At 64.2% G+C, this 15,173-nt stretch carries 12 protein-coding genes; 7 read left to right on the top strand and 5 right to left on the bottom strand.

What is annotated here, in order from left to right:
- Window positions 1–2: 2 nt before the first annotated feature.
- Window positions 3–464: a hypothetical protein gene (locus tag BJY26_RS05495; RefSeq protein ID WP_179426387.1), complete on the bottom strand. Its 462-nt coding sequence runs from the start codon at window positions 462–464 to the stop codon at window positions 3–5.
- Between the two features lie 87 nt (window positions 465–551).
- On the opposite strand from BJY26_RS05495, the gene BJY26_RS05490 reads away from it, so the two are divergent.
- A complete protein-coding gene (locus tag BJY26_RS05490) occupies window positions 552–1,208 on the top strand; it encodes a TetR/AcrR family transcriptional regulator C-terminal domain-containing protein (RefSeq protein ID WP_179426385.1) in 657 nt (218 codons plus the stop codon).
- 44 nt (window positions 1,209–1,252) lie between these two features.
- Here the strand turns inward: BJY26_RS05490 and BJY26_RS05485 are convergent, their stop codons facing one another.
- Both BJY26_RS05485 and BJY26_RS05480 read right to left on the bottom strand, forming a co-directional pair.
- Window positions 1,253–2,533: an MFS transporter gene (locus BJY26_RS05485; protein WP_179426383.1), complete on the bottom strand. Its 1,281-nt coding sequence runs from the start codon at window positions 2,531–2,533 to the stop codon at window positions 1,253–1,255.
- A gap of 116 nt (window positions 2,534–2,649) precedes the next feature.
- Window positions 2,650–4,050 carry a CitMHS family transporter gene (locus BJY26_RS05480; RefSeq protein WP_179426381.1) on the bottom strand — a complete coding sequence of 467 codons (1,401 nt, stop codon included), beginning with the start codon at window positions 4,048–4,050 and terminating at the stop codon, window positions 2,650–2,652.
- A 184-nt stretch (window positions 4,051–4,234) separates the two neighbouring features.
- Here BJY26_RS05480 and BJY26_RS05475 point away from each other — a divergent pair, with 184 nt between their 5' ends.
- The 3 genes from BJY26_RS05475 to BJY26_RS05465 all read left to right on the top strand — a co-directional run bounded on the left by BJY26_RS05475 (window position 4,235) and on the right by BJY26_RS05465 (window position 8,005).
- The gene (locus tag BJY26_RS05475; protein WP_237248908.1) at window positions 4,235–5,911 is read left to right on the top strand and encodes a sensor histidine kinase; all 1,677 of its coding nucleotides are present in this window, start codon (window positions 4,235–4,237) and stop codon (window positions 5,909–5,911) included.
- On the top strand, window positions 5,908–6,567 hold the full coding sequence (locus tag BJY26_RS05470) for a response regulator (RefSeq protein WP_179426377.1): 660 nt from the start codon (window positions 5,908–5,910) through the stop codon (window positions 6,565–6,567). Before BJY26_RS05475 ends, BJY26_RS05470 begins: the two co-directional genes overlap by 4 nt.
- 64 nt (window positions 6,568–6,631) lie before the next feature.
- Window positions 6,632–8,005, top strand: a complete 1,374-nt coding sequence (locus BJY26_RS05465; protein ID WP_179426375.1) for an NAD-dependent succinate-semialdehyde dehydrogenase — start codon at window positions 6,632–6,634, stop codon at window positions 8,003–8,005.
- A gap of 61 nt (window positions 8,006–8,066) precedes the next feature.
- On the opposite strand, the gene BJY26_RS05460 is transcribed toward BJY26_RS05465, so the two are convergent.
- Complete coding sequence (locus BJY26_RS05460; protein WP_179426373.1) at window positions 8,067–8,525, bottom strand: aminoacyl-tRNA deacylase; 459 nt, start codon at window positions 8,523–8,525, stop codon at window positions 8,067–8,069.
- A 4-nt stretch (window positions 8,526–8,529) separates the two neighbouring features.
- Window positions 8,530–9,996 (bottom strand): aromatic amino acid ammonia-lyase, encoded by a 1,467-nt coding sequence (locus BJY26_RS05455; RefSeq protein WP_179426371.1) that lies wholly within the window; start codon window positions 9,994–9,996, stop codon window positions 8,530–8,532.
- Window positions 9,997–10,027: 31 nt separating this feature from the next.
- Here BJY26_RS05455 and BJY26_RS05450 point away from each other — a divergent pair, with 31 nt between their 5' ends.
- From BJY26_RS05450 to BJY26_RS05440, 3 genes are all read left to right on the top strand, one after another.
- Window positions 10,028–11,593, top strand: coding sequence for a class I adenylate-forming enzyme family protein (locus tag BJY26_RS05450; RefSeq protein WP_179426369.1), 1,566 nt, complete (start codon window positions 10,028–10,030; stop codon window positions 11,591–11,593).
- A gap of 91 nt (window positions 11,594–11,684) precedes the next feature.
- Window positions 11,685–13,262: an HNH endonuclease signature motif containing protein gene (locus BJY26_RS05445; RefSeq protein WP_179426367.1), complete on the top strand. Its 1,578-nt coding sequence runs from the start codon at window positions 11,685–11,687 to the stop codon at window positions 13,260–13,262.
- A gap of 205 nt (window positions 13,263–13,467) precedes the next feature.
- Window positions 13,468–15,120, top strand: a complete 1,653-nt coding sequence (locus BJY26_RS05440) for a peptide ABC transporter substrate-binding protein (protein ID WP_179426365.1) — start codon at window positions 13,468–13,470, stop codon at window positions 15,118–15,120.
- The last annotated feature ends 53 nt before the right edge of the window (window positions 15,121–15,173 follow it).

The following is a 15,173-nucleotide window of genomic DNA, read 5'->3' as shown; positions in this document are numbered from 1 at the left end:
GCTCAGCGGAACTTCCGCGCCCGCCACAACACTACGACCGCGGCCAGCCCAGGTACCGATGGAAGCAATGCCAAGGTGCCGAATTGCACGGGGACGATGGTGTCGTAAGCGCCACCGGATGATGACGCCGTGACGAGTGCCAATACGGTTCCGACGACAAACAGCGTGACACTCACGGGGAATGCGATGCGGGTTCGTAACGCCCACAGCGCGCCGACCCATCCGACGATTCCCAGGATGCCGATCACCACGAGGTAGCCGGTGATGGCGTTCCGGTCCATCGCGACGGTGCCGGCCGACCAGCCTTCGTACGCGCTGCGTACATGTGACTCGATCGACGCGGTGACGAACAGGTCAAAGACCGGCGCAGCCGCGGCAATCACTCCGAGAGCCAGCCCAATTTGCAAAGCTCGCCGCGCGAGAACTCTCTCGCCACGGATGCGCGGCTCAGTTGTTGATGTCATTGATCTCCTAAATCTCCTCTCATGTCCTTACGTTGTAAGGCACGTAGTACAGTAGCCTTACATAGTAAGTTTCGTCAAGGAGAATTGATGCCTCACCACGACGGCAGCCGGGTAAAGCTCACGCGATCGGACATCTGTAGTGCCGCACTCCGCATCGTCGACCGCGACGGATTAGGCCACCTGACGATGCGCCGCGTTGCCGCGGAGCTCGGCGTCGAAGCCATGAGTCTGTACCATCATGTGCCGAACAAGGCCGCCTTGCTGGACGGCATCGTCGAGCAGGTGATCGCCCTGACGCCTCACCCGTTCGGTCACGCGAACGATTGGCGTACTGCCCTTCGTGATTTCGCCGGATTGCTCCGTCAATCCCTCATCGCCCACCGCAGCGTAGTCCCCTTGATCGCCTCGCGGCCCGCCATCACGCCACGGAATCTCTCCTCGATCGAATCGGCGCTGACGATGCTCGTCGCCGAAGGCTTCACGCCGGGAGCCGGGCTACGCATCATCCGGTCGACGGTCAGCCTGGTGCTCGGGCACGTCGTCGTCGAGACGGCCCCGCTGAACTCGACGGAAAAGACCGACGATTCACACAGCACCGGCGACCCCACGGCGTCCATCGATCCCGGTCATTTTCCGCTACTCGTCGCCGGCACGAACGAGATCGAACCAGACAGCCCGGAAGACCGATTTGCTCTCGGCATCGATGCCATGCTCGCGGGGTTCGAGCGCGAAAAGACAGGGTAAACCCGAAGCGTGTCGCACGTCGTTTCGCCGACCGGGCTGCGCCGTTACCGCCGCGCCAACGCCCTGACGCCGAAGAAGATGAACGGCACCAAGATGCACACTGCCATCACGTTGACCGCCAAGAATCCGCCAAGCGCCAAAACCGGTCCGGCGAGTGCGGCAAGGATTGCGGCGCCGAAGTTCATCAAGGAGTCGACGCCGCCTTGCAGCGGAATCTTGATGTCGTCGTCCACCGAACGATTGAGCAGTGCAGAGCCGCCGATGAGGCTAGCCGACCAGCCGAACCCGAGCAAGAACAGCGCGATCAGCAGGCGCGGCATTTCGGAGTGCGTCGAAAATGCGTCGAGGCCGCCGAGAACGAGCGAGACCGCAAAGATGCCGGTGCTCAACAACGAGATATTGCGGGGGCCGAATTTGTCGGCCAAGAATCCGAAAAGCGGGCTGGCCCCATACATTCCAAGCGTATGAACACTTATGACAACGCCGATCAAGGTCAATGACATGCCGCCGTGACTCATGTGAATCGGCGTCATGACCATCACCGACGTCATCATCATCTGGCCGGCGACGATCGAGACCATGGCAAATATCGCGTCCGGGTTGTGGCAAGCGATTCGAATGGCCGCGACCGAGCCGATCGGTTTCCGAGACGGGTCTGGAGCGTTTGTCGCGTCGTCCATTTGGCCGGTCCTGCCGGACGGCGCCGGACGGACTCGCAGCGTTGCGACCACGAGCGCCGCGCACGTGAACGCGACAACTGAAAACAAGAACGGCCCGGAGAGCGGATCGATGCCGACGACTCGTCCCACGACACTTCCCGGCTCGGACAGGTTCGGGCCGAGGATCGATCCCACAGTCGTCGCCCACATGATGATGGACATTGCGCGGGCCTGCGCCTTGGGGTCGACGAGTTCGGTGGCGGCATACCGTGCTTGGAGATTTGCCGCGCGGCCGGAGCCGACAAAAAGCATTCCGAGCAGCAGCATCCAGAACTGTGTGGTGACGGCGGACGCGATCACCAGTGCCGCACCCGCCCCGCCGAGACCGAAGCCGATGGCGAGCGCCCAATTCCTGCCACGTTTTGCGGCGAGCCTGGCCAGTGGGATCGCCAGGAACCCGGCACCGAGCACCGAGGCCGTTTGTACGAATCCGGCAGCGGAGGGCGTGCCGGAGATTTGCTCGGCGAGCAAACCACCGACCGCCACGCCCGACGCGATGCCGATCCCGCCGAGGAGTTGCGCAATGACGAGCCGCACTTGGTTCGCGCGCATATGAACGGCGCCGTGATCGGTCACGGTGCCGCTCTCTTCCGTAAATTTACTCATTCGCAGGATTCGCCTGAGCATCGAAATGTTTAGCCATTAAGAGGAATCCTTTCATAAAACCATGGGAGGATTTCACTCAATGAGTCTCGACTTCACGGCCGAAGGACGAACTCGACCTAGCCGAACGGAATCACGGCCAGCCCGATTCCGACGGCCAGCATGACGAACGCAACGACGAGCGCCCGCCACAACACCTTCTTGTGATGGTCACCCAAATCGACACCGGCCAGCGACACCAGCAACAAGATGGCCGGCACCAGCGGGCTTTGCAGGTGCACCGGTTGGCCGATGACCGAGGCACGGGCCATCTCGACCGGCGCCACGCCGAAGTGCGCCGCCGTGTTGCTGAGTACCGGCAGCACGCCGAAGTAGAAGGCGTCGTTGCTCATGAAGAACGTCATTGGGATGCTCAGCAGCGCCGTGATCACTGCCATGTGCGGCCCCAGCGAATCCGGAATGATGCCAACCAGCCACGACGACATGGCGTCCACCATTCCGGTGCCGCTGAGCACGCCGGTGAGAACGCCGGCGGCCAGCACCATGGCGACGACGGCAATCACGCTCGTGGCATGCGAGGCAAGCTGCTTTGCCTGGTCGCCGATGTGCGGAAAGTTCACCACGAGTGCCACGGCGCATCCGACCATGAACACGAACGGCAGCGGGACGACGTTCACGACCAGCATCACCATGATCGCCACCGTCAGCGCCAGATTGAACCAGATCAGCTTCGGCCGCAGCGACTCGCGGTCGGGGTCCAACGCCGTGTCCGCCATTGAGCCGGCAGCCGGATCGGCGCCGCCCGCAGAGCCACCGGACGATGCGCCGCCGACCGAGCCGACCGAGGCTCCGGACGACGCGACTCCGGCCATTGCGGGCTCGCGCGACCACCGGATCGGGTCGGCCGCACGCAGCCGGTTGCGCTCACGCACGCCCAGCATCCACGCAAATCCAAGCGATACGACGAGCCCCGCCACGAGCGACGGGACGAGCGGCACGAAAATGTCGCTGGCAGGCACTTTGAGAGCAGCCGCGGCACGTGCCGTAGGACCGCCCCACGGCACGATGTTGAGCGTGCCGTTGGTCAGCCCGGCCACACACGTCAAGACGACCGGGCTCAGGCCGAGCCGCTGGTAAACCGGCAACAGCGCGGCCGTGACCACAATGAACGTCGTGGACCCGTCGCCGTCCAGCGATACCGCGCCCGATAGCAGCGCCGTGCCCAGCACGATCTTCGCCGGGTCGTTGCCAAGCTTGCGCAGGATCAGGCGCACGAGCGGATCAAACAGTCCGACATTGATCATCAGCCCGAAGTAAACGATGGCGAACATCAAGAGCGCCGCCGTCGATGACATGTCCTTGATGGAATCCATCACCATGTCGCCAATGCCGAACCCCGCGCCCGCGAACAGGCCGAAAGCGGTCGGCACAATGATGAGCGCGAGTATGGGGGTCAGCTTCTTGGTCATGATCAGCACCATGAAAGTGGCGATCATCAAAAACCCGAGGATTACCAGCATGATCCGGCCTCCCCTGCCGTTGCGGCGTTCATTCGTTCTCCTTTGACCGAGTGGGTGACGCACTGTGACGTGCGTTACGTGAAACTCCCTCGACGCTAGGGCCGCGGAGTCAAGCGCCGGAGGTTTTGTGCACTTACGGCGAGAAGTTCGTCTTCTGTGGGTTTTGCGCATTATGCTCAGCACTGTGAATTCCGAGTCCCGCGTCCGGCCGCGACGGCTGAGCTTTACCTCGCAGACGCTTGCGCTGCTGCTCGTCGTGATGGCCATAGTCGTGGCTCTCACTGCCGGCGTCTACACGTGGATCGTGTACCAGCGCGTCACCGACGAGGTGCAGGAGCGCGCGCTCAGCAGCGCTCAATCGGTAGCCGCGGCTCCCGTCGTCCGGCGCAACGTCACCCGCATCAGTGCCGGACGGCGGGTGCCCTCCGATGTCCGGCTTCGCGCCGGCACGCTGCAGCATTACGCGCAGGACACGACCAAACGCACCGGAGCGCTGTTCGTGGTGATCACGGACGACGCCGGTATCCGGCTGGCGCATCCGAACCCCGCGCTCCTGGGCAAGCCGGTGTCGACGAGCCCTGCGGCGGCGTTGCACGGCCACGAAGTCACCACCATCCAACGCGGTACTCTCGGTGATTCCGCCCGCGCGAAGGTACCGGTGTACGACAAGACCCACCGCGTGGTCGGCGAGGTCAGCGTCGGCTTCTCGACCAAACAATTGAGCGCAACGTGGAAGGAGAACATCCCCGAGATCGCGGCCACTGCCGTTGCTGCGCTCTTGTTGGGGGCGCTCGCATCGTGGCTGCTGACGAGGCGGTTGCACCGTCTCACCCTCGGCCTGCAGCCCGAGGAGTTGTCGGCTCTCGTCGGCGACCAGGAGGCGGTGCTGTACGGCGTGGATAACGGCGTGATCGGCGTCAGCTCGTCACGCGTGATCACCGTGTGCAATGCCGAAGCCGCGCGGCTGCTCGATCTCGGCGATCCGGTCGGCCTCCCGCTTGCCGAAGCCGGCCTCCCGCCGGCGCTTGCGGAGCTACCGGGCGACGTCGACGCCGCACCCGTCCAGGTGTCCGCCGGGTCGCGGATCCTGATCGCGGCGGCGCAGCGGGTGCGCCGCGATGGCCGCGAGCTCGGCTGGGTACTGACGGTACGCGACCGCACCGACATCGAATCGTTGACCCGCCAATTGGACGCCGTCGGAACGCTGACCGACGCGCTGCGGGCGCAGCGGCACGAATTCGCCGGACGACTGCACGCCGTGGCCGGACTCTTGCACACCGGAAGTGCCGACAAGGCCACCGAATATCTCGACTCGATCATTGCGGCCGGCCCGTTGGAATACCCGGCGGAAGATCTCGAACTGATCGACGAGACGTTCCTCGCCTCGTTCGTGGGCGCCAAGTCCGCCCTGGCCGCCGAACGCGGCGTCACGGCGCGGATCGGACCGAATTCGGCGGTGCACGGCGAACTGGCCCGCGTGCACGATGTCACGACCGTGCTGGGCAATCTGATCGACAACGCCGTTACGGCCGCTGTGCACGGCACCGAGCCCCGGTGGATCGAGGTCGATCTGCTCAGCGACGGTGCCGATCTGCACGTGGCGGTGTCCGATTCGGGTAACGGAATCCCGCCCGAAGCCGTCGCCGACGTGTTTGCCGACGGATACAGCACCCGCGACTCGAACGACGATTCGGCACACGGGCACGGCGTCGGGCTACCGCTGTGCCGACGGATCGCGCGGCAACGCGGCGGCGATCTGTGGCTCGCCTCGCCCGGCGACGCCGCCGGAAGCGGTGCCACGTTTTGCGCACGGCTGCCGGGAGTCTTGACAAACGACAACGACTATGAGGATGCGACATGAGCGACGACTTGAGCGTGCTGGTCGTGGACGACGACTTCTTCGTCGCCGGGCTGCACGCTGACATAGTGAACTCAACTCCCGGATTCGCGGCTTTGGCCCCGGCACGAGACGGGCGCACGGCACTACGACAGATCACGGCGTCCGAGCCTGATTTGCTGCTCGTCGACACGTATCTGCCCGACGGATCCGGCATCGACCTATTGAAAACCACCGAGATCGACGCGTTCGTGCTCAGCGCTGCAACGGACCCGCGGAACGTCCGCACGGCGTTCCGACGCGGCGCGTTTGCCTACTTGATCAAGCCGTTCCCGGCCGAAGAACTCGAGGGCCGGCTCAAAGCGTATGCGCGGTATCGTCGCGTGTTCGAGTCCGGGCGAGCGCTCGACCAAGCCGCGATCGACAGGGCACAGACGATGATCCGCCCGGCCGACAAAGCGAAGCCGGCCCGGTCGGCCACTGAGGATGCTGTTGTCGACGCCATCGATTCGATCGGGCCGGACGCCTCGGTGCTCGAGATCGCCAAAGCCGTCGGCGTATCCCGCGCCACCGCCGCCCGGTACCTGGCCGGCTTGGCCCGCAGCGGCGCCGTGACCTTGCGACTGCAATACGGTGCAACCGGCCGTCCCGAACACCGATATTCGCTCGGCGCGGACTGAGCCGCCCGTCGGGCGCGGCCCCCGCCGATTGAGCGTGTCGAAATCTCCGGGATAGGTTGGCTCCATGACTACCTACAAATCAGTGAACCCGGCCACCGGCGAGACATTGGAGGAGTTCCCCGAGACGACATCTGCGGATATCGAAGCTGCGCTTGCCAAGTCCGACAAGGCGTACCACACCTGGAAGACGACGTCCCTGGACGAACGCGCCGCCGTGCTGAACCGGGTTGCCGAGATCTTCCAAGAACGCAAGGACGATCTGGCCCGCCTCATCGGCAGCGAAATGGGCAAGCCGTTCGCGCAGGCAAAAGGCGAAGTCGACATCGTGTCGAGCATCTTCCGCTACTACGCCGAGAACGGCGCAAGCTTCATGGCCGACGAGAAGCTCAGCGTTGCGGGCGGCGGAAGCGCCGTCGTCCGCAAGGCCCCCGTCGGGTCTCTCCTGGGGATCATGCCGTGGAACTACCCGTACTATCAGGTCGCGCGTTTCGCTGCGCCGAATCTGATGCTGGGCAACACCGTGCTGCTCAAGCACGCCCCGAACTGCCCGCAGTCGGCGCTGGCGATCGAGCAGATCTTTGCGGACGCCGGGCTCCTGGACGGGGCTTATATCAACATCTTCGCGACAAACGACCAGGTCGCCGACATCCTCGCCGATCAGCGCAATCAAGGCGTGTCGCTGACCGGTAGCGAGCGCGCCGGTTCGGCCGTTGCCGAAACCGCCGGCCGCAATTTGAAGAAGTGCGTGCTCGAATTGGGCGGTTCCGATGCGTTCATCCTTCTCGACACCGCCGACTTGACGAAGACTGCCAAAATGGCTGCCGCCGGCCGACTGGGCAACGCGGGCCAAGCGTGCAATTCGCCCAAGCGCTTCATCGTGAAGGACGACTTGTACGACGACTTCGTCTCGGAACTCACTGCCCGGATCTCCAAGGTCACTCCCGGTGATCCGGCCGATCCGTCGACGACGTTCGGTCCGCTGTCGTCGCAGGCAGCTGCCGACAACCTGATGGCCCAGATCAAGGACGCCATCGACAAGGGGGCCACCGTGCATGCCGGCGGCAAGGCCGTCGACGGCCCCGGCGCGTACGTCGAGCCGACGGTGCTGACCGACATCACGCCGGAGATGCGCGCGTATCAAGAAGAGCTGTTCGGCCCGGCTGCCGTCGTTTACAAGGTCTCCACCGAAGATGAGGCGGTCGACCTGGCCAACAGTTCGCCGTACGGATTGGGCGGAGCCGTGTGGAGCGAGGACACCGACAAGGCCCGCGCCGTCGCCGACCGGCTCGATACCGGCATGGTGTGGATCAACGGACTGGCCGGCACGCAGGCCGATCTGCCCTTCGGCGGCGTCAAGCGTTCGGGCATCGGGCGCGAACTCGGCAAATACGGCATGGACGAGTTCGTCAACAAGAAGCTCATTCGCGAAGAGGCATAAGAGTCCTCACCGCCTCTTCCAACACGGGTCGCCGACGTCTGGGCCCAGCACAGTCTCCGGGCTAGGCCGAGATGTCGGCGACCACGGCTCCATACGCGGCGATGAGCGCATCGGCATCGACGAACGCGCTGTACCCGTGGGCGCCGGCGCCCATCGCGATCCGCCGGCCCACGATATGCTCATCGGCGTAAATCGGCCATGCCCGGGAGCTGCCGATCGGCGTGATGGTGCCGTGTTCGTATCCGGTGGCTTCAAACGCCTCGTCGGCCGGAGGCATCGACAATTTGTTGGCGCCGACGATCGCGCGGAGCTTGGGCCACGCGATATGCCGATCACCGGGGATCAAGGCAAACAAGTAATCATGCTTGTTCCGCACGATCAGTGATTTGACGATCTCGCGCGGTTCGATATCCAAGAGCGCCGCAGCTTCTTCGAGGCTGCTCGCGTCCGGGCGCTGCCGAAACTCGACTGCCAGTCCGTGAGCCTGCGCGTCAGCCTGTGCGCCGTCGATCCCTGCCATTGGTTCAGTCTACGGAGGCGTCCGGCAGCCCCGTCGGCCCGTTGAGGAACGACGCGACCGCGGCAAGATCGTCGCCCAGCGGCCGGTCGGCCATTTCAGCGTCGACGAGATCCCGAGCGCGCTGAAAATAGTCTCCCAGCGGCGTCCCCGCTTCGACCCGGCGTCCGGCCTGCGTCAGCGCGCGAATCGCCGTGAGCAGTTCACATGCCGACACGAACGTCGCGTCGCGGATGCACTCGTCCAGCTGGTCGCCGGCTTGCGCGGCGAAGCCGGCGTGGTCTTCGGCTCCCCGGGATACGACGGTCGTCCCGAGCGTCGCGGGACTCGCGGACGCGCGCAGCCGGGCCAGGGCTGCCGCGGCGTTGTACTCCAGCAACATGGTGCCGCTGCTTCCGGCCGGGCCCGCCGCAAGAAACGGCTCGAGCCCCGTCATCTCCGGTTCGGACATATCCGTCAGCCGGCACGACGCCAGGTGTGCCGCACTGGAAACGGCCAACTTCGTCGAATCGAAGGCAAGCGCGATCGGAAGCGAATGGAAATTGCCATTGTGGAACACGTCGTCGCCGGCGACGTCGACGAGCGGATTCTCGCTTGCCGCGTTCATTTCGATATTCAGGACGTCGTGCTGGTCGTCGAGCGCATGACGGACTGCGCCTTGCACCTGCGCCATGGCGCGAAACCCGTACGAATCCTGGATCCGCGCAGGTGCCGGCGCATGCCCGTTCAGCAGCATGCGCAAACGTGCTGCGGTCTCTTCCGAGCCGGCATGCGGACGCGCCGCCTGCACGGCCGGCGCTAAAGCTTCGACCGCTCCGCGCACGGAGACGAGTGAGAGGCAGCCGATCGCCAGACAATGGTCGTGCCATCGCTCCGCGGCGACAGTGGCAAGGCAACCGGCCGCAACGCTCATGGCGTTCGTCGACATGAAGGCGAGGGCATCACCGGCCCGCGGCCGCCAATACGCGCGCAACCGCCCGCTTTCCACGGGTACCAGCCCGGCCAAACCGAGGCCTATTTCCGCGAAACTGGTGAGGTCGCCCGTACCGATAGGACCGAACGCACGTACCCGCGGCAGATCGTCGTCGTGCAGGGCCTGCGAAAGAGCGTCGATGATTGCCGGATGCATGCCGGAGCCGCCGACCAGCAGCTGATTCAACCTGACCATCATCGCGGCGCGCACTTGGCCGTGCGGCAACTCGTCGCCCGACCCGGTCGCGTGCGATTTCAGCAGCCGGAGGTCTTGCTCGCGGCCCGCGGCTACCTCGACCGAGCGATTGGCGCCGACTCCGGTCGTCCGGCCGTAGACGGGGCGACGCTCGGCGACCCGCACAGCCGTTTCCCGGGATGCCGCCACGCGCCGGCGCGCGTCGTCGTCGATGTCGAAGCCGACTGCCGAATTCACGGCGTGGCCGGCGATAGCGTACGCGTCGAGGCTGCTACCGGTCAGCGTTGTGCGCAATTCGTATGGCATGGGGGTTCACTCCTGCCGCCATACTATTCATATGACGAGCGAGACCTTTGACGCCGTGTGGCATCGCGCAGTCCGCGACCACGGCGATCGACAGTTTCTGGTGTTCGGCGACGGTGAGACCGCTCCCGAGACGTGGACGTACGGCGAATTCGACGACATCGTGGCACGCGTGTCGGCCCGCTTGCTCGAAGCCGGCGTGATGCCGGGCAGCTCAATCCATCTGGCGCTGAAGAACTGTCCGGCGTTCATCGCACTGTGGCTTGCCGCAGCCAAAATCGGCGCGTGGATCGTACCGGTCGACCCGTCGTCCGCGGCTCGCGAGATCGCGTCACAGATCGAGCGGACGTCGCCTCGTATCGGCATCTATGCGGCTGCGCGCGGCGACGTGTACCGCGACGGCGCGCGGGGGCGGCTCGAGTCGCTCATCGAATTGTCCGAGACCGCGGACGACGTCGGGCCGTCGGCGCCACTGCTGTCGTCCGCGGGGCCGACCGACGACGGCCGGCACGTGTCGCCGGCCGAAACCGATCGCCTTGCCGTGATGTTCACGTCGGGCACGACATCGGCCCCGAAAGGCGTGGAGTTGACCCAGGCGAATTATGCGAACGTCGCTCGTGCCATGTCGGCGGTCATCGGCCTGCGCCCGGAGCACCGGTGGCTTGTCACCTTGCCGCTGTTCCACGCGAACGCACAGTATTACTGCTTTGCCTCAGCCATTGCGGTCGGCGCCGGAGTCGCGCTGACGCCGACGTTCTCGGCATCCCGCTGGTGTCGGCAAGCCGATGCGCTGGAAGCAACGCACGCCAGCTTGTTCGCCGCGCCGATTCGGATGATCCTGGCCCGCCGACCGTCCGACGCCCCCGAGCTCCACCTCGAGCACGTCTGGTTCGCGCAGAACCTGTCTTCCGCGCAATTCCGCGAATTCGCCGGCATCATCGGCACCGAACCCCGGCAGCTGTACGGCATGACCGAGACTGTCGCCATCGTCACGGCGGATCTCAGCACGACGCCGTCGTCCACCGTCATCGGCACTCCCATCCTTGATCGGACTGTCGCGGTGGTCGACCCTGCGACCTACGACCCCGTCGACCCGGGAGAGGTCGGGCTGCTCCTCGTGGAAGGCGTCCCCGGCCAGGATCTGTTCGCCGGGTATCTCGACGCACCGGAGATCACCGCGCGAGCCTTCCACACCGACTCCGACGGACGCACCTGGTTCGCCACCGGCGACCTCGTGACGGTTCGACGGGACGGCGCGTACCGGTTCGTCGGACGCATTGACGACGTCATCAAGGTCTCCGGCGAAAACGTGAGCCTCACCGAGGTGGAGGCGGCAATTGCGGACGCCCCCGGAGTGCTTGAAGTGGCGGTTGTTGCCCGCCCCGACGATGTGCGCGACCAGGTGCCCGTTGCCTACGTCGTGGCGCGCCATCCGGACGACCCGCCACGGATTGCCGACCTCGCGGCCTGGGCCGAGCGGAATCTCGCCTCGGCTGCCAGACCTGTCGAGTGGCAGCTCATCGACGAGCTACCGCGAACGAGCGTCGGCAAAATTCGTCGATTCAAGCTCACGTCGGGCGAGGGCCGACGAAACAAATAAGGCATAACTGTTATTGTTTCGTAATCTTGATTATCGTTCCATCGGGCTTTCGACGCGTCTAGTTGTCAGTGCTCACCAATAGAGTTGTGTCATGAAGAAAGCGGCGGGCCCTTCGGAAAGCGCAGCGGACGACGCCGCGCCGGGAGCGCCGTCGTTCGATGAACTTGCTCAGATCGACGAATCAACCCTCGACGCCGGCGAGCTGCTGCGAGCCGTGGGCGACTGCGCAAAGGCAATGGCATTCTTCCAAGCACGGCAAACCGAGTTCCTTGCCGCATTCGGCGGTCAACGCACCGACCCGGACAAGCAATTTCCCGGCGGCAAGGCCGCCAGTGCATCGTCACCCGCTGAGGCCAGTGAGCCCGCCGATGACGATGCCGGCGTCATCGCAGACGCGGCGGCACCCGATGGTACTGCGGCGCCCGATGCGTCCGGAGAGTCCTCCACCGGCCGACGACGAGCGTTCCGAGCAAGCCTTGCCGATCTGCTTCTCCGGTGGGCCGGGGACGAGGTGGCGTGCGAACTGGACATCGCCGGAGTGACGGGCACAACCCGACTATTGGACGGGATGCTCGTCGTGTCCTGCCTACCGCAAGTGCTGGCGGCGCTGAAAGCCGGGAGGCTGTCCGCCAGGCGGTTCCGAAAAATCGTCGACGCCGCCCGCAACCTCCCTGCCGGCCTGGCCGGGGAGCTCGACGACGCGGTCGCAGACTGGGACGAGGGAATCACCTTCGACACGTTCGGTCGGCGAACCCGCCGGTGGTTGATCACAAAACAAGCCCTGCTGGCCGAAGAAAACAGGCAGCGCACCACCCGAGATCGGTCCGTCCAGTTCTCGCCCGATCGGGACGGGTCCGCCTGGCTCACCCTGTTCGGGCCTGCAGACCGTCTGCGGTCATTGTTCAACCGGGTCGATACTGCCGCTCGAGCACACGACGGCAGCCAGGAGATCGACTGGGGCGAGCCCGACGCGCGCACCTTGGATCAACTCCGATTCGACCTCCTGACCGGAGTACAGGTCCGTACACAGGGTGGCCGGGAGGTCGACCCGGCCCGATATCGCATCACCGTGACAGTCCCCTTCGCGACACTCTTGGGCGCAGAGCTGCCGGGTGACATGGCTGGATACGGCCCCATCCCGGCACCGATGGCCCGGCAGATCGCCGCCGGATCCGACTGGATCGAGCGCCTCCTCACCGACCCGGCTACCGGCCGGCCGCTGGATGCCGACCGGAACCGCTATCGGCTCTCCAGCCGAATGAAAGACTTCATCCGCACTCGCGACCGCGAATGCACTCTCCCAAGCTGCAGCAAACCGGCCGGGGCCTGCGAAATCGACCACCTGATCCCCTGGATTGACGGTCAGACCGGCGGACTCTCCGAAAAGGCAAACCTCCACCCGGTCTGCAAATCGCATCACCAGGCGAAAACCGCCAAACGATTCACGGTCGAAGTCCGCCCACGACCATCCGCCCCCTCCAGCCGATGGCACACCGGACCCCGGATTCTCCGATGGACGCTGCCCACCGGACGACATTACGACGTCATGGACGACCACGACCCCACCGCCGCCGGGCTCGAACTCGATGCACTCCACCGTGCGGCTCGACGGGGTACCATCGGCCAGATCAAACGCCAACGACACCGACGTCGTCGCAAACACTGCTAGCAGTTCGTATTCGCGGTAGATTGCCGCAAAATGTGTGCATCTTACGAATATATTATTTATTGATGTAATTTTTGCGCTTTCGCATTCGCCCGGCCGACATGCCTGCGGTTGCTATCATCAATCCCGGAATTTCACCATTTGAGATCAGACGCGTATAAATGATGGGAGTTTCATTATGACTCACCCCACAAACCAAGGAGGACTCATGACGAGCAGACGTCACAAGACGCTGCTCGCTGGAGCTGCCATCACCGCGTCCCTCAGTCTCGCACTGAGCGGCTGCGGCAGCGGAAGCGGTAGCGACAGCGCAGAAGGCAACAACATCATTTCGGTGAACAACGGCGAACCGCAGAACCCGTTGATTCCGACGTCGACGAACGAGGTCAACGGCGGCAAGGTCATCGATGCGCTCTTTGCCGGCCTCGTCAGTTACGAGCCGGACGGCAGCACGAAAAACGAAGTTGCCAAATCCATCAAGAGCAAGGACTCCAAGACCTTCCACATCACCTTGAAGAAGGGGTGGAAGTTCACCAACGGTGAGAAGGTCACGGCCCATTCGTTCGTCGACGCCTGGAACTACGGCGCGCTGGCCAGCAATGCGCAGTTGGCTGCGAACTTCTTTTCGCCGATCAAGGGCTACGAAGACGTCAACCCGAGCGGTAAGGGCAAGAAGCCTACCGCCAAGAAAATGTCCGGACTCAAGGTCCAAGACGATTACCACTTCACGGTGACCCTGAGCTCGCCTCAGTCGGACTTCCCGATGCGTCTTGGCTACTCGGCGTTCTTCCCGCTGCCGCAAAAGGCCTACAAGGATATGAAGGCCTTCGGCAACCATCCGATCGGCGACGGTCCGTACAAACTGGACGGCAAGGACGCCTGGCAGCACAACAAGCAGATCAGCGTCGTGAAGAACGATCAGTACGACGGCAACCGTGAGCCGAAGAACGAAGGCATCGACTTCCGGATCTACACGAACATCGACGCCGCGTACGCCGACGTACAGGACGGCGCGCTCGATCTCGTGGACATGATCCCGGAATCGGCGCTGAAGACGTTCAAGGACAACAGCAGCACGAAGGCGTACAGCAAGCCGGGCTCGGTTTTCCAAAGCTTCACGATTCCGGGCCGGTTGAAGCATTTCAGCGGTAAGGAAGGCAGGCTGCGCCGCCAGGCCATCTCGATGGCAATCAACCGCAAGCAGATCACCAAGGCCATCTTCCAAGGCACACGTACGCCGGCCACGGACTTCACCGCTCCACCGCTTGAGGGCTACAGCAAGAACCTCAAGGGTGCGGACGTGCTGAAGTACCAGCCGGCCAAGGCCAAGAAATTGTGGAAGAAGGCCAACCAGATCAGCAAATGGACCGGCCAGTTCAAGCTCGGCTACAACAGTGACGATCCGCACAAGCAGTGGGTCGACGCGGTCAGCCACCAGCTGACCAACACGCTCGGAATCAAGGCATCCGGTGCGCCGGTTGCCACGTTCAGCCAGTTCCGTAGCGAGATCACGTCGCGCAAGATCGATCACCCGTTCCGCTCCGGCTGGCAGGGCGATTACCCGTCCATCGGCAATTACCTGGTTGCGCTGTACTCCTCGGGAGCCGCGGACGGTAACGGCTCGAACGACGGCGATTACAAGAACAAGGCCTTCGACCAAAAGGTCAAGGAAGCCGCCTCGGCCAAGACGCCCGAACAAGGCATCAAGGATTATCAGGCGGCGGAAGAGATTCTGCTGAAGGATCTACCGGCAATTCCGCTTTGGTACGAAAACGTCTCCGGCGCAAGCACGAAGACGCTCAAGCATGTGCAGTTCGACTGGAAGAACGTTCCGGTCTACTACAACATCACCAAGAGCTAGAACCGCCCGCTCAGAGAAGGGCGCGCCGCCGACGCACGGTGCCGCGCCCTTCT

This window comes from Spelaeicoccus albus (assembly GCF_013409065.1).
In the GTDB taxonomy this organism is placed as follows: domain Bacteria; phylum Actinomycetota; class Actinomycetes; order Actinomycetales; family Brevibacteriaceae; genus Spelaeicoccus; species Spelaeicoccus albus.
This window is presented reverse-complemented; position numbering and strand designations above follow the sequence as displayed.